The sequence below is a fragment of the Mycoplasma sp. 13536 genome, from assembly GCF_055523495.1.
The window spans coordinates 124,503-147,553 of the sequence record NZ_JBVFVC010000001.1 but is presented as its reverse complement, the minus strand read 5'-3'; the positions used below and the strand labels follow the sequence as shown (position 1 = coordinate 147,553).

The window sequence follows — 23,051 nt, the reverse complement described above, 5'->3', positions numbered from 1 at the left end:
AAATTCGGTAAAATATTTATACATATAGATTTAGTTGAAGTTATCTATATGTTGTTTTATATCACAAAATTCAAGGAGAAAATATGAATAAATCAAATTTTGACGACAAAAAATATTTAGACAAATTGCACGCTTGATGGAGAGCAGCTAACTATTTATCTGTTGGTCAAATGTACTTAAGAAAAAACCCATTATTATTAGAAGAACTAAAACCAGAAGATATCAAAATGTACCCAATTGGGCACTGAGGAACAATTCCTGGACAAAACTTAATTTATGCACACTTAAACCGTGTTATTAATAAATATGACTTAGAAATGTTTTACATCGAAGGTCCAGGACATGGTGGACAAGTTATGATTTCTAACTCATACTTAGATGGAAGTTATACAGAATTATTCCCAGAAATTACAAAGGACTTAGATGGTCTTACTAAAATGTTCAAAAGATTCTCATTCCCTGGTGGAACAGCATCACATGCGGCACCAGAAACTCCAGGTTCAATTCACGAAGGTGGTGAATTAGGATATGCGCTTTCACATGCTACAGGAGCTATTTTGGACAACCCAGATATTATTGCGGCTACTGTTATTGGAGATGGAGAAGCTGAAACTGGTCCATTAGCAGTAGGATGATTTGCAACATCGTTTATCAACCCAGTTAACGATGGTGCTGTATTACCAATTTTACACATAAATGGTGGTAAAATTTCAAACCCAACTATTTTTGCAAGAAAATCTAACAAAGAAATTGAAAGCATGTTAGCCGGGTATGGTTGGGAAGCTATTTTTGTAGAAGCTGATGTTAATGATCAAGTCGGCATTCACGAGCAAATGGCTAAGAAATTTGACTTAGCTATTGAAAAAATTAAAAAAATTCAAGCAGAAGCTAGATTAAAACCAGCTGAAGAAGCTAAAAAACCAATTTGACCTGCTCTTATTGTAAGAACACCTAAAGGTTGAACACAACCAAACAAGATCAATGGCTTAACTTATGAAGGAAGTTTTAGAGCTCACCAAGTTCCATTGCCTGTTACATCAGAAAACCCAAAAATGATGGATGAATTAAAGACATGATTAATGTCATATCATCCACATGAATTATTTAATAAAGATGGTTCATTTAAACAAGAATTTGCCGAAATTGCTCCTAAAGGCTTGAAGAGAATGGGAATGCACCCAGTTGCAAATGGTGGTGTAAATCCTACACTTCTTAACTTTGGAAATTGAGAAGATTTTGCTCTTAAATTTTCAAAACCTGGAGAAATTAAAGGACAAGACATGGTTACAGCCGGAACATGATTTGCAGATATGATCAAACGTAACCCAACTAACTTCCGTGCTTTTGGACCTGATGAAACTAAATCAAACAGACTATTTGATATTTTCAAAGTAACAAATAGACAATGAATGGAAAAAATTGATCCAGAATTAGATGAATTTTTAAGTCCTGCTGGTAGATTAATTGATTCACAATTATCTGAACACCAAGCAGAGGGATTCTTAGAAGGTTATGTATTAACTGGACGTCACGGATTCTTTGCTTCATATGAATCATTTTTAAGAGTAGTTGACTCAATGCTTACTCAACACATGAAATGAGTTGTTAAAGCTCGTAAAATTGATTGAAGAAAAGATTACCCTTCATTAAATATTATTGCTACTTCAACAGCATTCCAACAAGATCATAATGGTTATACACACCAAGATCCTGGCATCTTAGGACACTTAGCTGATAAACGTCCAGAATTAATTCGTGAATACTTACCAGCTGACTCTAATACTTTATTAGCTGTCCTAGATAAAGCATTTAGAGAAAGAGATGTTATTAACTTAATTGTTGCTTCTAAACAACCTCGTGAACAATTTTACTCAGTTGCAGAAGCTAAAGAATTAGTTGAAAGAGGTTATAAAGTTATTGATTGGGCTTCAACTACAAAACCTGGTGAAGAACCAGATTTAGTTGTTGTGGCATCAGGTACTGAACCAAACTTAGAAGCTTTAGCATCTATTTCAATTCTTAACAAACATTTCCCAGATCTTAAAATTAGATTTGTTAATGTAGTTGATTTATTAAAATTAAGACACCAAAGCATCGATCCTCGTGGATTATCTGACGCTGAATTCAATAGTGTATTTACAACAAATAAACCTATTGTATTTGCATTCCACGGATTTGAAGGGCTTATTAGAGATATCTTCTTCTCACGTCAAAACCACAACTTATTTATTCATGGTTACAGAGAACATGGTGATATTACAACATCATTTGATATTCGTTTAATGTCAGAAATGGACAGATTCCACATTTCTCAAACTGCTGCTCAAGCTGTATATGGTGAAGCTGCAAAAGACTTTGTTAACTTAATGGAACAAAAAGTTGCTTACCACAATAAATATATTAAAGAAGTTGGTATTGATATTGATGAAGTTAGATACTGAAAATGGGAAGGTCTTAACAGAAAATAAATATAATAAAAAAACTATCCATATAATTTGGATAGTTTTTATATAATTATTATTAGATTAGGAGAATAATGAAACATACAATTAAAAATATTACCGTTGAAGGTAATGAATGAATTAAGATTCAAAATGAATCATTAAAGTTTTTAGAAAATCAAAAGCAAAAAGTTAACCAACAAGCAATTTTAGACTTTGCATCAAATGGATATATCCAAGTCGCTATTAATAATGAATTTCATGCTTTATCTCAAAAAGTTAATGATTATGTATTTTATTTTAGACCAATGGTTATTAACAAAACTGTTAATATTAACAAACTTAGTTTTGATTTTAAATCGTATTATATAGATAAAGATGACATAAAAGACTTTACAAATGATGCATACAAAATGCTTCCGTTCAATTTAAGACCAAATTATCAACTAGAAATTGCATCATTTACTGAGCAATATATTACCAACTTTAAATTTAGAAAATCAAAAGATGATGGGTCAGAAATTGAACATAGCGATGTGGTTGTGTTGGAGGTAAAAGACGTTAAAAATAATTCAGCTCAACATTTTGAAATTATTGCTTCAAAAGATGTTCCGCAAGAAAACCTTGAATATGTTATTTTAACAAAGAAAAATGGTGAAACATTTACTTTTGCGCCTAACCCCGAATTCAACTTAGAAATTAATGTTAAACAAGTATTTAAAATGGTTCAGGAGCCAATTACAGACTTAAATGCATCAAAAATAGGGATTGAGAATATTAATACTTTAAAAGATGTGAAAGAATTTATCCATGATTCATTAATGGAACAAATTGTTAGTGAAGCTTTATTTGAATATGGTTGAAGAGTAATTGATAGCATTCGTCAAGCTAACAAAGAAATTGAATTACCTGAAGAATTAATTCAAAGTGATATTGAAGCATTTAATTTTGCTCCAGATTTTACGGGTAACAAATACGAAATTGTTAAAAATTCAATTTTAAATTACTTTTGGTTTAATTATGTTGCAAAAGTGTTTGAAATGAGCATCACGAATGAAGAGTTAGATTATGAGATTAAGAGAGTGCAATCATTTTTAAATAATCCAAATAATAATCAGGTTGATGTGAGGCGTGCAGCTGATGCTGTGTTAATGAAAAAATTAGCGCATAAATTATTAAAAGAACAAAACAACGCTTTTATTCCTGCTTTTGAAAAATATATTATCTTCCAAGACAAAAAACAAGAAAAGTAAAATATTTGTTATTAAATAGTATTTAAATTTTACAAATAATAAAACCTAGCAGAAAAGGATTTTCTGCTAGGTTTTAAGTTATCTAAATGTTTTTCCTAGTTTAATTAATTTTTGTGTTTTGAAAAGTGTTGATACTTATTTATTTTTTTATGTTTATCTTTGGGCAACATTATGCACATAGTAAATTCACCTTTAATTGTCTCTAGACCAGAAAAATATTTAATTAAACTAGAGGGGTTATCAATAAATCAATTTTCATGAATTTTTGTTAATTCTTTAGCTAAGGATACTTTAATTGAATCGTTAAAGACAGCATAAAGATCTTGTAATACGTTTAATAATTTATGAGGCGAAACAAAGTAAATATAGGTATGATTAAACTCTTTAATTGAAGTTTGAAAATCCTTAATTCTTTGGTTAGTTTTATCCTTGACAAAACCTAAAAAAGTAAAAGTATTACTAAAACCTGAACCGACAAAAGCTAAGATTGGAGCACTTACACCTGGAATAAATTCTACAGGAATATTTTCATTTCTTGCAAATGTAATAATACTAAAACCTGGGTCAGAAACTGCTGGCATTCCTGCATCAGAAACAATTGCTACATTTTTGCCATCTTGAACTAATTCAACTATTTTTGTTACAGATTTGGATTCTGTAAAAGCATTATTAATAATTAATTTTTTATTATTTATTTGAAACTTATCAAGTAATTTTTGTGTAACTCTTGTATCTTCGCAAGCGATTACATCAACAAATTTTAATGTCTCAAGGGCTCTTAATGTTATGTCATTTAAATTACCAATGGGGGTGCCCACAATATAAATCTTAGACATTTACTTCTCCTAATTTTAATAATAAAACTTGTTTCTGAATTTTAAAATTAGCATTTAGTTTTAGAGATTGAAAGAAGTTATTTATATCTTTAATTCAATTACCAACCCTTGGATATGAATTTCACAAATCTTTTTTTAAATTGTTTAGTTGCATAATATATTTGTTTTTATTAAAGTTAGAGTTGTCTTGAATTCCTAAAATTGCATACTTTAAAATATTTAAAATAAATTTATTTTTATTATGGTTTTCTTTGGATAAATCCTCATTTAAATCTAAATATAGCAAACTAAATTTAGATTTATTTTTAATAATATTTTTAAGTGTTTTAGTGTATTTTAAAAATAAATCTTCATAGTCTTGTGAACTATATTCATGGATTAATTTTTGATCATAATTTGAAAAAGATTTTGCAATTACACTAAAACCATCACCAGCATTTGTTTCATCATTGTCAGTTTCTAATTTAAGTAATTGCGCCCTTGATAAAATTGTTGGTAATAGTTCTTTTGGTTTTTTGGAAAAAAGAAAAAAAACAATATTGTCAGAAGGTTCTTCAATTTCTTTTAAAATCTTATTTAATGACTCTTTTTGAGTATTTTCTAAGTTTTCAATAATAGCTATTTTATATTTATATTTTGAATCAATGTTATTAAGTATCAAATTATTAAAAAAAGATTCTATTGTATCTTTTTTTAGTTTTTCAATACTTCCATCTAAATAATAAATATTTGGGAATAAAGACTGTAGATCTAAGTTTTCTAGATTTGTATCAGGTAATTCCTGGTCATTTAATATAAAAATAAGCTTTGCAATTTGCACTTTTGCATTAAAGATTTTCTTAGTATCAAATATGTATAAGTGTGCTAGTTTATTTTGTGTTATAAGTTTATTGATTTTTTGATAAATATTTTGCATAATTAATTGTTGATAAAATCAAGGAACTTTTGATTCTTGTTAAGTTTTTCAAAAATTTCATCACAAACTTCTTCAGGAGAGTTCAACCCATTTACCACTACAAAACGCTTTGGATCTTCATTAATTAAGTGTTTAAATCCTTGATCAACTTTATGATGAAATTCCAGTTTTTCATTTTCTAAGCGATCTTCAAAAAGTCTTGAGCTATCTCTACGTTTTTTAGCGTCCTCAGGAGTTATATCTAAAAAAATTGTAATATCAGGAATTGACTTATTGATTATAAGATTTGTTAAATCCTTGGTAAATTGATACCCTAAATCGCGTGCAAAACCTTGATATGCATAAAAACTATCAATGTAACGGTCGCAAAGAACTATTTTACCTTGTTCTAAAGACGGCCAAACCACTTTTTCTAAGTGAATTCTGCGACTTGTTGAATAAAGCATAGATTCAACCACAGGAGATAGATCACTACTTGGATCTAATATAATTTCACGGAGTTTTTCTGCAACTACAAGATCTTTGCCACCTGGCTCCCTTGTTTCTATTATTTCTTTAGTTGGAAAGAATTCTCTAAGTTTTTTAGAGAATTCTTTAAGCACTGTAGTTTTACCACTACCATCTAAACCTTCAAATGTAATAAACATATCTTATTCCTTTATTCAATTGTTTTTTTACGATTTGCTAAAGATAATTTCAAGGTTAATTCATCAATATAATCAACTGAAGAACCAACTGGTAAACCCACAGCTAGTTCAGTTATTTTTTGATTAACAGGTTCAATAAAGTTCTTTAGCACATGTTTGGTGATTTCACCATCCATATTGGGAGAAAGTCCAAGGATGATTTCATCAAAGTTTTGTGAGTATTCGACTAATTCATTAATTAAATTTTGTTCTTTTTTAATAATATATTCTGAAAGCAACTTTTTACGAAATACAAAATATTTGCCTTTATAAAACTTTGCTTTTTCAATTTTTTGCATAATTTGCAATGATTCAACAATTAGTAATTTATTTTCTCTATCATAACTATTACAAATTTCGCAAGATTGTTTATCAAATAATGGTGCAGTGCACATTTTGCAATAAACAACATCATATTTTAATGATTTTAATGAGTTTGCTAATAAATTAACATCTTGTTCAGAAGATTCTAAAATTCAGTAAATAATTCTTTCTGCAGTTTTTTTACTAATTCCAGGAAGTTTTGTTAATTTAAGAAGTGTATCAGTAATTTTTTCTGAATGAAACATTATTAAAATGGAAAGCCACCAGGCATTGCAGGAGTCATATCATCTTGTTGTTTTTTAATTTCATCCATTAATTCATTAAGTGCAACAACAAGAAGATCTTGAAGTAATTCCTTATCATCTGGATCAATTAACATATCATCTAATTCAATATTTTTAATTTCGTTATTTCCAAATGCAGTTATTTTAATTCCTTGTTTTTCAATAACAAACTCTTTTGCTGCTAACTGTGCTTGTTTGTCTTCTAATTCTTTTTGTAAGTTTTTAAATTTCTTTAATAATTCTGGGTTCATATTTATTCCTTTTTATTTCCTTGGGTTAATATAAATTTCTGGTTGAGGCTCTTTTAAACTAGCTGGTAATTTAATTTTACCATCAGGTCCTTTTAGAGCATTAATTTTTTTAATTATAATACTTTTATCTGATGCATTTAAGAAATATAGTTTTTTAAATGTGTCTTGTAATATTTCAGAAATGTAATATTGCATATTATGGTCTTTGCTTTGTAAACGTAGTTTCTCAAGGTAAGATGATTCATCTTGAACAAAAAAGACAATTGCATTTTTACTAGCAATCCAAATAGTCGCATTTTTAAGTAAGTTTTTTTGTTCGTAAAACTCTTGATTTACTACTGTTGAGATCATTTCTGCATCTTGTTTTAATTTAGTATATTTTTGCGTGTAATCCTGTTTTTGTTGATGTTTTTCAAATTGAGCATACAGAAAAACATTAACAATATCATTATAAGTTGTCTCATCATAGATTATTGGATTTGAAGGTTTAAAATTTGCTGAATTATTTTTTTGATTATTGAGTTCTTCTAAAACATCGTTGATTATGGCTTGTGATTCAGGAGTGATTGTTTTTAATTCTTGTCCTAAGTCTAGTTTCCTAAAAATAAATTTGTCGTTAAAGTAATTATCACCACTCACTTGTGCAAAAAAGTCTTGGTGGTCAGATTTTGTATTATGTTCTATAGCAGGTTCTAATTTTGTTTTTATTACTTCTTTAGGCGGTAGATCAGTTTTAGGGGCGACTTCTGGAATTATAGTTGTGCTTGGATTTAAATTATCCATTAATGAAATAAATTCAATCTGTAATAATTCATATGGATTTTCGTGATTTTGTAAATTTACTAGTAATTTATAAAAATGATCATATAAAATAACTGCATTTTTTGAATCTAATGTAATGTTAAGTATTTGAGTTTTAGAGGCTCAAGCTAAAAAACCTTCATCTTTTGTTTTGTAGTATAACAATCATTCTTTAGAAATATTCATTAATGCACGAACGAGATAAGAAGCATCTGACCCATTATTGTTAAATTCATTAAGTAAACTAATAAGATTATTTAAATCATGTTTTAAAATAGCATTAAGCAAGGTTATGTAATTATCAACGGATGAAAGTCCAAAATTAGATTCAAGTGCAGCTTGACTAATGTGGTTATCATTAAAAGAACTTGCTTGATCTGCAATTGACAAAGCATCCCTCATGCCGCCAGTAGCTAAAAGAGCAATCATTTTTAACGAATCTTCTTCATAACTTATTTTTTCATTGTCTAAAACATCTTTTAAATGAGATATAATGTTTGAATCACTCATGCGTTTAAAATTGTATCTTTGGACCCTTGAAAGAATTGTTAAAGGTATTTTTTGAGGGTCAGTTGTAGCTAAGATAAAAATGCTATGGTGCGGAGGTTCTTCAAGTGTTTTCAATAAAGCATTAAATGCAAATTTAGTAAGCATATGTACTTCATCAATAATATAAATTTTATATTTTGAATTAATTGGTGATTGTTCAATTTTATCTTTTAATAGTCTTATTTCATCAACACCATTATTTGAAGCAGCATCCATTTCAATAATGTCAAAACTGCGATCACTATCAATTAGGCATAAATCGCAGGCCTTAGTTGGATTACCGCTATGCAAACAATTTAAAACAGAAGCAAAGATTTTTGCCAATGAAGTTTTTCCAGTTCCTTTTGGACCACAAAATAAATAAGCATGGGCTATTTTACCGGTCGTAAGAGCATTTTTTAAACTTTGTACAACGTGTTCTTGACCTACAACTTGGTCAAAAGTTTTAGGACGATATTTGCGATACAATGTTTTATAACTATCCATTAATTAACCTCCATTTCTTAAAAATCTAATATTAATTATAATTTAAAAAGTTTTTAATTTTTTTAGGTTTTTTTATTTTTTCTAAAGGGGACTATTCTGAAATCTATAAATGCCCAGAAACAGGCAATTTTATTGAAAATTATATTATTCATATAAGTATTTTGTTGTTTATAGAATTATAAAAACTCATGTCGCTTTTGTAGTGCAAATGAGTTTTTCAAATTAATTTTAATAATATTATTTAAATTCTTGGGTATATTAGAGGTTTATATTATTATGGTAACAATACCATAAAAGACTACGAGCAACAGATGTAAATAAAACTTAAATAATTTAGGTAATTAATTCAGGTGCATTAGTATGATGATAACCTAATAAAGATATTTACTATTAGATTATGTATTGTATTATCTAATAAACTTTGTTTGTTGAGATAAAGTTTTTTTATTTTGTTTTATTTTTAGTAAATTCTTTACCATATCATTTGGTCATTGTTTTAATGTATTCAAATGGGTCATATGAATCTTTATTATATTTGATTGGAGTATTAAACGTAACATTTTTGTTTTTAGCAATTTTAAAAACAGCCCATGAAGTAATTCCAGTGATAGAATCAGGAAATCCTGAAGAACGGCTATCTTGAATCACATTGATTAATATATTATCATTAGTATAAATTGGAACAATTTTTGAGGCTCACCATTCCTCGTTAATGTCATGTTTATTTTCAATAATATATAAATCATTATTATTTAATACATTTGTTATATCTTTATTTTTTAAATATATTTGTTTAAACATTTCTTTTATTTCTGTATCACTCATATTTACATCATCTTTGTTGTAAAGTTCTTTTCATTTATCAATGATAATATTCTTAAATTCATCAATATTTGTTATTTTGACAAATTGGTTATAGACTAAGTTAATACCCTTAAAATAATTCTCGTTAAACCTAGGCACATTATAATTTTCATTAATTTGGTCTATATCTTTAGTTAATAATCAGGATTCAGGGATAAAAGGTGCTATTTTAGCAAAATTACCAAATGAACTTGCTATTTCATTTAATATATGCATTGTTTTCCCTATATCTATCTTATCATCTTCTTCTCCTTATTGTCGTTGTCTTTTTTGGCTCTGTAGGTGTATTTTGAATTTTGTTTTTGGTTTGGCCTGGGTTTATTGAATTAACAGGATTAAGAGAGTTATTATTTGCTATTTTTGGATCAACTGGTTCTGTACTTGGTGCTGGTTTTTCAATAGACTTATCAATTTCAGCCCCACAAGAAGTGAGAATAAATAGAACTGATAGAATGGTTGTAGGAAGTAATATTTTCTAGTTATTTTCATGATTATCATTATTATAATTATAACTTCAATATATTATTAAATATAAATGCGTAATAGTTACAAATATTGCTTAATATAGTGTTTATATGTTTATTTAATTAAAATAGCGACAATAATTAGATTGTTGCTATTTTACTTCTTTAAAACTCAATAACCTATCCCTATAATATTCATATTGTTTATGTCTAAGATTTATTTCAGCTGGTAAGCCCTTAGTTAAATCATTTGTTAAGTCCGAGAAATTATCTAGGATTTCAACTATTTTGTTTTGGAGTTGAAGTGGAGGGATAGGAATAATAAGATTATTGACAACTTCCATCGATAAGGATGGAATAGTTGTTCCGTATTTTGCTTCCATTAACTTCTCTTGATTATTCTTAATTACATAATATAAATATTTATAATTAAGAATATCATTACATTCTTTAATTACGTATAAATGTGCACCTGCTCAAAACTTTGAGTTTTGTCATTGGACAAACCCAGCTGATCCACCTTGAGCTATAGTGATTTTATTTTCATTAAAATTATATTCATGTCAATAACCAGTAGGATTTACACCACCATTTATAACTGGATATCCACTTGTAACTAATTTGTCCTTGTTAAGTTGTTTACCTTTAACACACTTAGCTACATCACTAAGTTTTTGGTATTTAACCCCATACCCAAAACTAACGAGTTCAAAACCAAAGACATATTCAAAGAGTTTGCTTAATCCTGAATTATCTTCTCTCTCTCTCTCTCAATATCATTAATATTAAATGATAATAAGAGATCTCTATAATATTCATATTGTTTTTGTCTTAAAGATATTTCAGAAGGTAACCCAATTTTGAGGTTATGGCAAATTTGCTCAAAGTTGTCCAATACTTCTGCAATGCGGTTTTGAACCGGAAGGGGAGGGAGGGGAATTTTAATTTGTCCAATTGCTTTAGCATTAAATTGAGGCTGTGTGCCAATTGAGACAATTTTTTTGGCTTGATTTCAATATAAATTAGATTTAGAAAAATGTCAATAATATTTATTACTAATTATTGTATTATCTAAATCTATTTTTATTAAATAAGATGCAAATACTGCAGGTTCATCAGAATCAAAATATAAAGTTTTACCATATGAACCTGTTCGAGAAACTAATAAAGCACCTTTCTGTAATATATATTTTTCTAGTCCGGCTTCACTAGGGATATACTTTTTGTTATCCATTATTAAACTACCATCTTCAGATATATCAGTAATTCTGATATATCTGAAATCACCCGCATCTTTAGATGATCCTGTATAGCCATATGTAAATTTAGCAATTTGATCTAATGTAATTTCCTTTATTGAATCATCAAAAGTTAATAATTTATCTCTGTAATACTCATATTGTTGCTTACGGTATTTAAGTTCTGTGGTAAGTTCTGTGGTAAGTTCTGTGAAATTATCAAGAATTTTAACAATTTCATCTTGGATCGCGCGGGGCGGGATTGGGATATTTATATTTGCCATTAGTTTTTTAGAAACATTATATCTTGTTACTCCAGAAGCTGTTTTTGACAATTGTCTTCTTAAATTGTCTGATCTAAACAAATGTTTTAAAAAATGAGGGTTAAAGATTGTTTTGTTTTGAATTCTTCAAATAAAACAAAAACTATTTAAATAATAATTTGTATTTGGCTCTTCAGTAACTACTGACGACATAGCACACTCATCAGGATTTTCTGAAGAACCAGTAAATATAACATCCATATATTCTAATTTTATTTGTTTTTCATTTGGGAATATTTTTACTTTATCGGGTAAATCTAGCCGTACAGAAGGATTTTTAAAAACATTCATATATGTTATAAAATTACAATTCCCATCAGTAAAATCATTTTTAGATTTACCTGTTAATCCACCAAAGAATTGGCCCAAATTAGAAAGTTTTTTATATTCAACACCATCTGGACACAATTCTTTAATTAACTTTTCAATTTTATTCATAATGATTCCTTTAACATATAATAATTAATTTTAACAGAAAATATTCCACCGCCTATTATCAATATTATTTAATTAGATTTATATAAAATAACTAGTTTTATTGTATAATTGAGCAAATCAAACAATAATATATAAATACACTAAATATAAGCAAGGAGAAAAATGTCAGCAATTAAAAAAATTCATGCACGTGAAGTGTTAGATTCACGTGGGAATCCTACTGTGCAAGTAGAGGTTTATACACAATTAGGTGGATACGGATCTGCTATGGTTCCTTCAGGAGCATCAACAGGATCTAGGGAAGCTCTTGAATTAAGAGATAAAGGATCAAAATACGAAAACAACTGATTTGGTGGTAAAGGTGTTATGTTAGCAGTTGACAATGTTAATAACATTATTGCACCAGCAGTTGTTGGATATGAAGTTACTCAACAACGTAAAATTGACCAATTAATGATTTCATTAGATGGGACACCTACAAAATCTAAATTAGGTGCTAATGCTATTTTAGGAGTTTCATTAGCTGTAGCTCGTGCAGCAGCTCATGAATTAGATTTACCATTATACAAATACTTAGGTGGTTTTAATGCACACCAATTACCAGTTCCAATGTTAAATGTCATCAATGGTGGAGAACATGCTTCAAACACAATTGATTTTCAAGAATTCATGATTATGCCAGTTGGAGCTAAAACACTTAGAGAATCATTACAAATGGCTAACTTTGTATTCCACAATTTAGCTAAATTACTTAAAAAGAATGGACACGGTGTTCAAGTTGGTGATGAAGGTGGGTTTGCTCCAAACTTCAAATCACATGAAGAAGCTTTAGATTTCTTAGTTGAAGCTATTAAAGTATCTGGTTATGTACCAGCTACTTCAGGTGAAAAAGCTGTTGCAATTGCAATGGACTGTGCATCAAGTGAATTATATGAAAATGGTGTTTATACTTTTGGTAAATTAAAGAAAGCTATTGAAACTAAACAACCAGGATTTGAATCACTTAAAGATGTTAAACTCTCTTACACTACTGACGAAATGATTACATACCTTAAAGGATTAATCAATAAATACCCAATTATTTCAATCGAAGATGGTTTTGCAGAAAGTGATTGAGAAGGGTTTAAAAAATTCACAAAAGAAGTTGGTCACAAGGTTCAAATCGTTGGTGATGATTTAACAGTTACAAATACTGCAATCTTAAAACGTGCTATTGAAGAAAAATCAATGAACTCAATTTTAATTAAAGTAAACCAAATTGGTTCATTAACTCAAACCTTTGATGCAATTCAAATGGCTCAAAAAGCAAACATGACAGCAGTTGTTTCGCACCGTTCAGGAGAAACAGAAGACACTACTATTGCAGATATTGCAGTAGCTATGAATGCTGGTCAAATTAAGACTGGTTCAATGTCAAGAACAGACCGTATTGCTAAATACAACCGTTTATTATCAATTGAGCAAGAATTATGCTCATCAGCAGAATTCCAAGGTGCTAAATCATTTTATAACTTAGAAAAATAGTTAATATTTAAAACATCTTGCTTTAAGCAAGATGTTTTTTAATGAATTGTGTTGAATAGTCCAAATATTTATTCATAATTATAACTATTCACAAAGTTATTTTATTTTTTTATTATAATATTAGTATGAATTGAACAAGTGAAAGTAAAAAAAAATTAATTAACACTCGCATTATTCCAGCGATTATAATGGTTATTTTCTTAATCTTTTTATTAGGGTTTAACCATTATGTATTTTATTTGGCTGGGAACAGTTTACAGAATAATATATATATTCCTCTATATATACTTGCAATTTTACTAATAACAAGTGTGGGTTATTGAGTTTGTTATGAACTTGCAAATGGTTTTATACAAGATAAAAAAGCAGCATTAGTTCAAGCTTTATTTATGGCAATTGCATTGCCTATTTGAGGGATTCATTATTATGCCGCAAAAGGAGAAGGAAAGATTATTGGAGAATATATTGCAATAGATTTTTTACCTTATTTGTTTTTCCTTGATTTTAGATTTTTTCCATTACTTATTTTGGTTTTATTATTACCATTATTCTCATATCCACTAATAAAAATATTAGTATTAAAAATAACACCAAACCAAATATTATATAAAAACTATTTTAAGAATATTTTATTATTTATAGCAAGTTATTTAGTGATATGGATATTATTTAGAACTTACCTATTATTACATCTTATACCAGATGGACTTTATTATATTTTACTTTGTATTATAGTGCCAGCTGCTCATGATATAGGAGGTTTTTTTGGCGGCATGTTCTTTGGAAGAAAATTCTTTGTTAAAAAACTTGCACCAGCAATTAGCCCAAATAAAACAATTGAAGGGGCAATTGTTGGAATCCTATCAGGGATATTTACCATTTTTGCATTTTCAATTTTTTACTATTTTATCTTCAAAAATAATGAAAATACTTCTTCAAATGATTTAATTAGTAGAATAATATTTATTTATAAAACAACCGGCTTTCATCTTAAAATTCTTGGAATTGCAAACTTTATAATCTTTGCTCCAGCTTTTGCATTAACTGGTGATTTATATTTTTCATACTTAAAACGTCGCTTAGATCTTAAAGATTTTTCTAAGATTTTAAGAGGACATGGTGGAATGTTAGATCGAATTGATAGTATCGCATTTGTATTTGTACTGTTATTTATTTTAGCAGCGATTTTATAGGAGGTTTTATGAATTATAGTGATAGAGCATTTGATAAATTGGCCAAAGGTATTAAATTACCTTTTTTAATAACTTTAGAAGATGTCTCAATTATTGATGCTAGAAATGATAATGGATTAATAGCTGGTAAGATTTTACTGAAAAGAGTTCCTGATATACGTGAGTTCTTGCAATTTGTTTATCATATTGAACAAAACAGACATTTATTTTCGTCTCTAACATATGAAGTCCAAAATTACTATCAAGAGCAAGAGATTTTTCGTGATTATATTTATCATTTTCTTGGTGCTTTTGCCAATTTTAAAAATATTCACCCATTAATTAATAAACAAAATGATATTTATTATAGTCATGATAAAAGTAAATGAGTTTTAAAATATACCAATCGTGAATATGAATTGGAATATAAAAATGCTGTTAGTTTTTTAAATAATAATTTTCCACGTTTTGGTCTGGGCAACGTGCAAGTAGAAATTTTATTTGACAAATTTGATTTAAAACTAAATATTAAAACTAATCAAGATTATATTAATTCACAATTTGATTTATTTGTGAAACAAGGTATAAATATACAAGAATTTCAAAAAAATGCCCGAAATAAATTTAGTAACAACTTTAATCGCTCTTACAGATTAATTGAGTTAGATCAACTTAAAGACTATAATGATTTTGATAATTTACCAGTTACATTTACTGGAACTATTTATAAAAATGAGTTATACGAAAGAAATGGAACTAGAATCCACAAATATAAAATTACTAATGAAAAGGATGCTACTTCATTAGTTCACTTTGTAACTAATGAAGAAAATCCTGAATTAATAAGTGTGGGAAATAATGTAAAAGTACAGGGAATTTATAATTTAAAAAACCATAATTCAATTTCATTTCAAAAATCAAAAAATGTCAGAGTTGATAAAATTGAAGTAATTGAAAAGAATCAAGGAAATTTCAAAGAAGATTTAGATATTGAAAAGCGAATTGAATTCAATACTAAAAGCAAAATGAATGCAATGGATGGACTTTTAGATGCTGAACAAATTGTACAAATTGCTAAAAAATATGGACATAAATCAGTTGCAATTTTAGATTCAACAAGCTGTCAAGCTTATCCAAAGTTTGCATTAGCCGCAAAAAAAGCAGGGATTAAGCCAATTTATGGTGTTTCTTTTGATGTCATTTCTAAAAACAATATGATATTTTTAACTGAATTTGATAATAAAAATATTATGGATGAAACATATGTTGTTTTTGATATCGAAACAACAAACCTTTCCCCAAAATTAGGAGAAATAATTGAATTTGGCGCAACTATTATAGAAAAAGGGAGCATTGTTGAAGAGATTCAATTCTTTATTAAAGCAAAACAAAAACTTAGTGAATTTACTATTGAATTAACTAAGATCACCGATGAGATTTTAAAGAAACAAGGTTTAGAACTTGATGAAGCTCTTGCAAAAATCTATAAAATTTTGAATAATAGAACAGCAATTGCACATAACGCAAAATTTGATATGAATTTTATTGTTCAAAAATTCATTGAGTCTAATATTGAGCCGCCTCAAACTGTGTATCTTGATTCATTAATGATTTCAAGATGTGTGTCACCTGATAATAAAAAGCACCGCCTTGGAGATTTTGCAAGTGCCATGGGTATTGATTATGACTCAGATGTGGCCCACCGCGCCGATTATGATGCATATGTATTAGCTAATTCTTTAATAAAAGCTTTTGAAAAACTAAAAAATCAAGGTATTTATGATTTTGTATCCTTAAATAATTATTTACCGAACGGCTTTGAATATTTTAAAAAAATAAATACGAGTAATAGCCAGATAAGTGTAATAGCGAAAAATCAAGCGGGTTTAAAAGAATTATTTAAACTTGTTTCACTTGCTTCAACTGAAAGGCACTTTAATGGTCCTAAATTATTTTGAGACGACTTGCCTCGAACAAATAATTTACTATATGGATCTGGGGGTCTAAAAAGCCCTTTAATCGATTCTTTATTATATTCATCAGATTCAGAAATAAATAAATTAATTGAAAAATTTGATTATATTGAATTGCCACATCCTGATGTTTTTTTACATAAAACTTCAATTGGTGGATATTCAAAAGATGATATTAATTTCTTACTGAAAGATTTGGTTAATAAAACAAAAGCAAAAAATAAAACATTAATTGCAATAGGTGACGTTAGATTTGAAAATACAGAAGATAAAACTTTTTACAAATCATTAGTTTATTCTAAAGGTATTGGAGGAACCCCACACTTTTTATTTAGTTATAAAGATGCATATAAACTGGAAATACCAGATCTAAGCTATTTAACTACTGAAGAAATGAAAGATAAATTTGCTTTTTTAGAAAATGTAAACTTAATTGATGAAATAGTAGTTAAAAATACTAATTACTTAAATTCATTAATTGAGGATAATATTCAAGTAATTAAAGATAAGTTATATACTCCTACATTTGATAATTCAAAAGAAAAATTACCAGAGTTAGTATTTCAAACTGCTAAAGAAAAATACGGTGAAGATTTGCCAGAGGTAATTTTACAAAGAATTAATAAGGAATTAGATCCAATTATTAAATATGGATTTCATGTTATTTATTGAATATCACATATTTTAGTAAAGAAATCAAATGATGATGGGTATTTAGTTGGAAGTCGAGGTTCAGTTGGGTCTTCGCTAGTTGCTACTTTATCAGGTATAACTGAGATTAATCCCCTTGAACCTCACTATATTTGTGCTAATTGCAAATATTTTGAAATGGTAGATAATCCACCTACATCATCTGGATTTGATTTAGATGATAAGAATTGCCCTAATTGTAATACTTTATTAGGTAAAGATGGCCATTCAATACCTTTTGAAACATTTTTAGGCTTTAATGCTGATAAAGTGCCTGATATTGATTTAAACTTTTCAGGAGATTATCAACCTATTATCCATGCTGAAGTAAGAAATTTATTTGGCAAAAATAGTACTTTTAGAGCCGGAACTATTTCAAGTATTCAAGAAAAAACTGCCTATGGATATGTTAAGGCAGCAGTTGAGGATTATAGTTGAAATTATACACCTGATTACATCGATTATGTTTCTTCAAAAATAATCGATGTAAAACGAACAACAGGTCAACACCCTGGCGGGATTATTATTATTCCTAAAGAGTTAGATGTTGAAGATTTTACCCCTATTAACTTTCCGGCTAATGATGAAGATAGCGATTGGAAAACAACGCATTTTGATTTCCATGCAATTCATGATAATGTTTTAAAATTGGATTTACTTGGCCACGTTGATCCTACTGCAATTAGAATGCTTGAAAGATTAACCGGTTTAGATGTTAAAAAAGATATTCCATCAAAAGATCCAAAAGTTATGTCATTATTTACATCACCAAAGGAATTAAATATTGGACCTGAAGATATTGGAGGTGAGAAAACTGGAGCACACGGAATTCCAGAATTTGGTACTGATTTTGTGCGTAGAATGTTAACACAAGCTAAGCCACAAAGTTTTGCTGATTTAATTGCTATTTCTGGCCTGTCACACGGTACAGATGTTTGAAGTGGTAATGCGGAAGAATTAATTACAAAAGAGAAAATGAAACTTTCAGATGTTATTTCATGTCGTGACGATATTATGTATTTTTTAATCAAACACGGTGTTTCAAACTTAGATTCATTTAATATTATGGAAAATGTACGTAAAGGTAAGGGGTTAAGTAGCGCGGACGAAGAATTATTGCGAAGTAAAAATATTCCTGAATGATCTATTAAAAGTATGAATTTAATTAAATATATGTTCCCAAGAGCACATGCAACTGCCTATGTTTTGATGGCTTGGAGAATAGCATGGTTTAAACTTTATAAACCATTAGAATATTATGCAACATTCTTTACAACGAGACTTAGTGAATTTGATATTGAAATTTTAGGCGAACAATATAAAGTGCTTCACAAAATTGATGAATTAAGAGGCAAAAAAGAAAAAACAGTTAATGAGCGCAACCTATACGCTACTCTTGAAATAGCAAGGGAAATGTATGCAAGAGGATACGGATTTTTAAATATTGATTTAAATAAATCTTTAGAATCCGAATGAGTAATTGATTATGAAAAAAATTCCTTAATTGCACCTTTTAGTGCAATTAAGGGATTAGGAGAATCAGTAGCTAAAAAAATAGTGCAAGCTAGAGATCAAATGCAATTCCAAACCAAGGAAGATTTTAAAAAGCGTAGTGGAGTTAATGCAACATTATTTGCCGAAATTGATCGCCTAGGGGTTTTAGAGGGACTAAGCGAAAGAGATCAAATGTCGCTTTTTTAAGTTTAACTAAATTTTATTTAATTATAAAAGGCAGAGTCAAAGTTTAATGCACTTGGCTTTTGTTTTTTATATATTATGCTATAATATAGCAAACACCTTATTGCTTAATTGTGATGGGTGGTTATTTATCTTTGGAGAAAATTATGCAAAAAGAAAAATATTTATTTGCCATAGATTTAGATGGCACAACACTTTTTTCAAGTGCAACTGGGGAAATACATGACTTAACAATGGCTGCTATTAAAAGAGCTAAAAATGAAGGTCATATTGTATGTATTTTAACCGGAAGACCATGAAGAAGTACACAACGTATCTATGAAACTTTAGGGCTGGACACTGTTGTTTCTAACTTTAATGGAGCTCACATCCATAATCCTTGTGATAAATCTTTTATTCCACATATCAAATATTTAAACCTAAATGAAGCTTTATATATTTTAGGTGATGAAAAAGTCCAAAAAGAAATTACTAATATTGCAATTGAAGGACCTGACTGAGTGCAGCTTGAAAAACGCGATGAAGATTTAGAGAAAGTTTTTGGTTTTTCATCAGCACCAAAATTAAAGTTTGGTTTAGATTTTTATAAAATTCCTTTAATGCCTACAGGTATTTTATTTGATGTACGAAAAGACACAGATGTTGAAGCTTTAAGATGTTATCTTAAAGCAAGATATGGTGATTTAGCTGAATTTTCATATTGATCAAAAGGAGAAGGTTTAAGCCCAGTCTTTGATATTACTAATATTGTGGCTAATAAAGGAAAGGCATTAAGTGTTTTAACTAGGTATTATGATATAAAAACAGAAAATATTGTTGCTCTTGGAGATGGATTTAATGATGTTCCGATGTTTAAAATAGCCAATGTCTCAGTTGCTATGGGAAATGCATCAAAAGATGTTAAGAGATATGCGAATGTTAGAATTAATAAAACAAATAAAGATGGTGGAGTTGGGTGATACATCAACAAGTTTTTAGATAACCCAGAGGCAGAAATTCAAAAAGCAACAGAAAAAAGAAAAAGAATTAGACAATTTGAGGAAGAGTAGTGAAATTTCTTCAATTAAATGAAGAAATTTTATCTTCAAATATTTTAGGTATTGATGAAACGGGAGTAGGGGATTACTTTACTCCTTTAGTTGCTTGCTGTGCTTTTTTGCCACAGGAAATGCATCAATGAGCAAAAGAACTTGGAGTTAAAGATTCCAAGTTACTAACAAATAGAAAAATAAAAGAAATAGGCAAGGAATTAAAATTAAAAGTACCAAACTCTTTCTATGTCTTATCACAACAAGGTTATAACACAATGGTTACTAAAAAATTTAATGCTAATGAACTTAAATTTTTTATTCATACCAATGCAATTTTAAATTTTGAAAAAAAATATCAAATTGTAAATAAAGAAATTGTGGTTGATCAATACTCGACGACTAAATCAATTGATCGATATGCTCAGCGATTTAGTTTTATTGATGATTTTAATAACTTATATAATAAATATAATCAGATATATTTAACTCAAAAAGCTGAACAAAAATATTTATCAGTGGCCTGTGCATCTATTTTGGCTCGCTATTACCTTTTAGAATATATGGAAAAGCAAAATAAGGATTGAAATTTTGTTTTTCCCTTTGGAGCGAGCAAAGCGGTGAAAGAAAAAGTATTAGAGTTTAAAAAAAATCATGGGGATCTTACCTTATGGAAAGTTGCTAAAACAAATTTTAAAATTTAATTTGTTCTTTTTTGGTTTTACGTAATACATAAATTTAACGATACTTCGGAGGAAAAATGGCCGAAGAAACAACAAACTTAAATAAATCAATTATAAAAACAGCAATTACACAAATTGAAAAGAAATTTGGAAAAGAATCAATTATGCTTCTTGGTGATGTCAACGATATTACTGTTGATACATTCCATAGTGGTAGTTACATCCTTGATAAAATTTTAGGAATTGGTGGCTATCCTAAAGGGCGAATTATTGAAATTTATGGACCAGAAGGTTCAGGAAAAACTACTTTATCATTACATGCAATTGCAGAGGTGCAAAAGCGTGGTGGAATTGCTGCCTTCATTGATGCAGAACATTCAATTGATGCAGTGTTTGCGAGTAAACTTGGTGTAAATACTGATAATTTAATTTTATCCCAACCCGATTCCGGTGAACAAGCCTTAGAAATTGTTGATATTTTAGCAAGGCTTGGAAATATAGATCTTATAGTCGTTGATAGTGTTGCGGCTTTAGTCCCACTTGCTGAATTAAATGGGGAAATGAATGATCAACAAATTGGTGCACAAGCCCGTTTAATGTCTAAAGCATTGCGAAAAATTACTGGTAATTTAAACAAAAATAAAACAACAATTATTTTTATTAATCAACTTAGAGAAAAAGTAGGGGTAATTTTTGGAAATCCAGAAACCACACCAGGCGGAAGAGCATTAAAGTTTTATGCAAGCATTCGAATTGAAGTACGTAAAGGAACACAAATTTCAGGAGACAAAGAAATCTCAGGTAATGAAGTGAAGTTTAAAATTATTAAAAATAAATTAGCTCCACCATATAAAAGTGCTCAAACAGAACTTTCCTTTAATGAGGGAATTGATAAATATGGTGAATTAGTAGATATTGCTGTTGATAATAAAATTTTCGACAAAAAAGGTGCTTGGTATAGTTATGAAGGCAATAACGTGGCCCAAGGTAAGAAAAATGCTAAAGACTATATTAAAGAAAATCAAGAAATAATGGATAAAATACTTGCTTCTTTAGAACAAATCAAAGCAGATAAATAAAAAAGAGAAATTCTCTTTTTTATTTTTATTTAATTGTATTATGATTATTAACATGAAAAAAAAGAAAAGTCTTAAGGTCTTATTTATTGGGGATATTTTTGGTTTGCCAGGAATTGTTACCGTTGAAAAATTTTTACACAAAATAAAAAAACAACATAATGTGGATTATGTTATAGCGCAAGGAGAGAATATCACAGGTCGCAAAGGACTTAACGAAAATGACTATAACCGCCTTTGTAAAACTGGTGTTGATTTTTTTACTATGGGCAATCATGTTTGAGCTAATTTAGATATATATAATATTATAAATAATAGCAATATAGTTAGGCCGTATAATGTGATTAGCAAATATCCAGGAGTTGGCAGCCAAATAGTAAATGTTAAAGGATTTACTTTAAGAATTACTTCAATGATGGGGCAGACTTTTAACGAACTAAGACATCCATGGCTTGAAAATAGTGCCAGTAATTTTATTACTGCTGTGGATGAGTTATTATATGATGCACAACCGTCAGATTTTCATATAATTGATTTTCACGGCGAAACCACAAGTGAAAAATATATTTTTGCGTTACATGTTGATGGGAAGGTTGATGCAGTTTTAGGAACTCATACACACGTTCAAACGAATGATGATCATTTGCTTCCACACGGAACACTTTATATAACAGATGCAGGAATGACAGGGCCAATTGATAGTGCAATTGGTGCTAGAGTTGAAGAAGTAAAAAATAAGATTATTAATCCTGATTCAAGAGATAAGTTTTATGTTAGTTCCAATAACACACAATTTAATGCTGTTTTATTAACTTTGTATAAAAAAGGATTAATAAATAAACAAAACAAAATTAAAAAAGTAAATTTATTTAATTTAAAGATTTATTAAATTATTATTCATAATTAATTATCTTAATAATAAAACAATATATATAGCTTGATTATATTAAAAATTTTTTGGTTTTTATAACAATTCAATGAATTATTTTATTTTTTAAATATCACTAAAAAAAATACCCAACAAAAAAATAAAAAAAAAATATTTTGGTTTTT

General features: G+C 28.6%; 19 protein-coding genes. 10 read left to right on the top strand and 9 right to left on the bottom strand.

Features of this window, described 5'->3' with window-relative positions; translation table 4 throughout:
• Positions 1-83 precede the first annotated feature (83 nt).
• Both AC0B4N_RS00595 and AC0B4N_RS00590 read left to right on the top strand, forming a co-directional pair.
• Complete coding sequence (locus AC0B4N_RS00595) at positions 84-2,468, top strand: phosphoketolase family protein (RefSeq protein WP_465101988.1); 2,385 nt, start codon at positions 84-86, stop codon at positions 2,466-2,468.
• Positions 2,469-2,536: 68 nt separating this feature from the next.
• Positions 2,537-3,694 carry a trigger factor-related chaperone gene (locus AC0B4N_RS00590; RefSeq protein WP_465101987.1) on the top strand — a complete coding sequence of 386 codons (1,158 nt, stop codon included), beginning with the start codon at positions 2,537-2,539 and terminating at the stop codon, positions 3,692-3,694.
• Positions 3,695-3,798: 104 nt separating this feature from the next.
• Here the strand turns inward: AC0B4N_RS00590 and rsmI are convergent, their stop codons facing one another.
• The 7 genes from rsmI to AC0B4N_RS00555 all read right to left on the bottom strand — a co-directional run bounded on the left by rsmI (position 3,799) and on the right by AC0B4N_RS00555 (position 9,907).
• Positions 3,799-4,530, bottom strand: a complete 732-nt coding sequence (gene rsmI / locus AC0B4N_RS00585) for a 16S rRNA (cytidine(1402)-2'-O)-methyltransferase (RefSeq protein WP_465101986.1) — start codon at positions 4,528-4,530, stop codon at positions 3,799-3,801.
• Complete coding sequence (locus AC0B4N_RS00580) at positions 4,523-5,446, bottom strand: hypothetical protein (RefSeq protein ID WP_465101985.1); 924 nt, start codon at positions 5,444-5,446, stop codon at positions 4,523-4,525. Before AC0B4N_RS00580 ends, rsmI begins: the two co-directional genes overlap by 8 nt.
• A gap of 2 nt (positions 5,447-5,448) precedes the next feature.
• Positions 5,449-6,093, bottom strand: coding sequence for a dTMP kinase (gene tmk / locus AC0B4N_RS00575; protein ID WP_465101984.1), 645 nt, complete (start codon positions 6,091-6,093; stop codon positions 5,449-5,451).
• A gap of 11 nt (positions 6,094-6,104) precedes the next feature.
• On the bottom strand, positions 6,105-6,701 hold the full coding sequence (locus AC0B4N_RS00570; protein WP_465101983.1) for a hypothetical protein: 597 nt from the start codon (positions 6,699-6,701) through the stop codon (positions 6,105-6,107).
• A gap of 2 nt (positions 6,702-6,703) precedes the next feature.
• Positions 6,704-6,991: a YbaB/EbfC family nucleoid-associated protein gene (locus tag AC0B4N_RS00565; RefSeq protein WP_465101137.1), complete on the bottom strand. Its 288-nt coding sequence runs from the start codon at positions 6,989-6,991 to the stop codon at positions 6,704-6,706.
• Between the two features lie 12 nt (positions 6,992-7,003).
• A complete protein-coding gene (gene dnaX / locus AC0B4N_RS00560; RefSeq protein WP_465101982.1) occupies positions 7,004-8,827 on the bottom strand; it encodes a DNA polymerase III subunit gamma/tau in 1,824 nt (607 codons plus the stop codon).
• A 444-nt stretch (positions 8,828-9,271) separates the two neighbouring features.
• Positions 9,272-9,907 carry a hypothetical protein gene (locus AC0B4N_RS00555; RefSeq protein WP_465101981.1) on the bottom strand — a complete coding sequence of 212 codons (636 nt, stop codon included), beginning with the start codon at positions 9,905-9,907 and terminating at the stop codon, positions 9,272-9,274.
• An 80-nt stretch (positions 9,908-9,987) separates the two neighbouring features.
• Between AC0B4N_RS00555 and AC0B4N_RS00550 the strand changes: the two genes are divergently transcribed.
• The gene (locus AC0B4N_RS00550) at positions 9,988-10,170 is read left to right on the top strand and encodes a hypothetical protein (protein WP_465101980.1); all 183 of its coding nucleotides are present in this window, start codon (positions 9,988-9,990) and stop codon (positions 10,168-10,170) included.
• 137 nt (positions 10,171-10,307) lie between these two features.
• On the opposite strand, the gene AC0B4N_RS00545 is transcribed toward AC0B4N_RS00550, so the two are convergent.
• The gene (locus AC0B4N_RS00545) at positions 10,308-10,898 is read right to left on the bottom strand and encodes a restriction endonuclease subunit S (RefSeq protein ID WP_465102559.1); all 591 of its coding nucleotides are present in this window, start codon (positions 10,896-10,898) and stop codon (positions 10,308-10,310) included.
• Positions 10,895-12,154 (bottom strand): restriction endonuclease subunit S, encoded by a 1,260-nt coding sequence (locus tag AC0B4N_RS00540; protein ID WP_465101979.1) that lies wholly within the window; start codon positions 12,152-12,154, stop codon positions 10,895-10,897. Before AC0B4N_RS00540 ends, AC0B4N_RS00545 begins: the two co-directional genes overlap by 4 nt.
• 162 nt (positions 12,155-12,316) lie before the next feature.
• Between AC0B4N_RS00540 and eno the strand changes: the two genes are divergently transcribed.
• The 7 genes from eno to AC0B4N_RS00505 all read left to right on the top strand — a co-directional run bounded on the left by eno (position 12,317) and on the right by AC0B4N_RS00505 (position 22,887).
• Positions 12,317-13,678, top strand: a complete 1,362-nt coding sequence (gene eno, locus AC0B4N_RS00535) for a phosphopyruvate hydratase (RefSeq protein ID WP_465101978.1) — start codon at positions 12,317-12,319, stop codon at positions 13,676-13,678.
• Between the two features lie 125 nt (positions 13,679-13,803).
• Positions 13,804-14,871, top strand: a complete 1,068-nt coding sequence (locus tag AC0B4N_RS00530) for a phosphatidate cytidylyltransferase (RefSeq protein ID WP_465101977.1) — start codon at positions 13,804-13,806, stop codon at positions 14,869-14,871.
• 8 nt (positions 14,872-14,879) lie between these two features.
• The gene (locus AC0B4N_RS00525; RefSeq protein ID WP_465101976.1) at positions 14,880-19,214 is read left to right on the top strand and encodes a PolC-type DNA polymerase III; all 4,335 of its coding nucleotides are present in this window, start codon (positions 14,880-14,882) and stop codon (positions 19,212-19,214) included.
• Between the two features lie 143 nt (positions 19,215-19,357).
• The gene (locus AC0B4N_RS00520) at positions 19,358-20,260 is read left to right on the top strand and encodes a Cof-type HAD-IIB family hydrolase (protein ID WP_465101975.1); all 903 of its coding nucleotides are present in this window, start codon (positions 19,358-19,360) and stop codon (positions 20,258-20,260) included.
• Positions 20,260-20,943 carry a ribonuclease HIII gene (locus AC0B4N_RS00515; protein ID WP_465101974.1) on the top strand — a complete coding sequence of 228 codons (684 nt, stop codon included), beginning with the start codon at positions 20,260-20,262 and terminating at the stop codon, positions 20,941-20,943. Before AC0B4N_RS00520 ends, AC0B4N_RS00515 begins: the two co-directional genes overlap by 1 nt.
• Before the next feature lie 56 nt (positions 20,944-20,999).
• The gene (recA, locus tag AC0B4N_RS00510) at positions 21,000-22,001 is read left to right on the top strand and encodes a recombinase RecA (RefSeq protein ID WP_465101973.1); all 1,002 of its coding nucleotides are present in this window, start codon (positions 21,000-21,002) and stop codon (positions 21,999-22,001) included.
• Between the two features lie 52 nt (positions 22,002-22,053).
• Positions 22,054-22,887 carry a TIGR00282 family metallophosphoesterase gene (locus AC0B4N_RS00505; protein WP_465101972.1) on the top strand — a complete coding sequence of 278 codons (834 nt, stop codon included), beginning with the start codon at positions 22,054-22,056 and terminating at the stop codon, positions 22,885-22,887.
• Positions 22,888-23,051 lie beyond the last annotated feature (164 nt).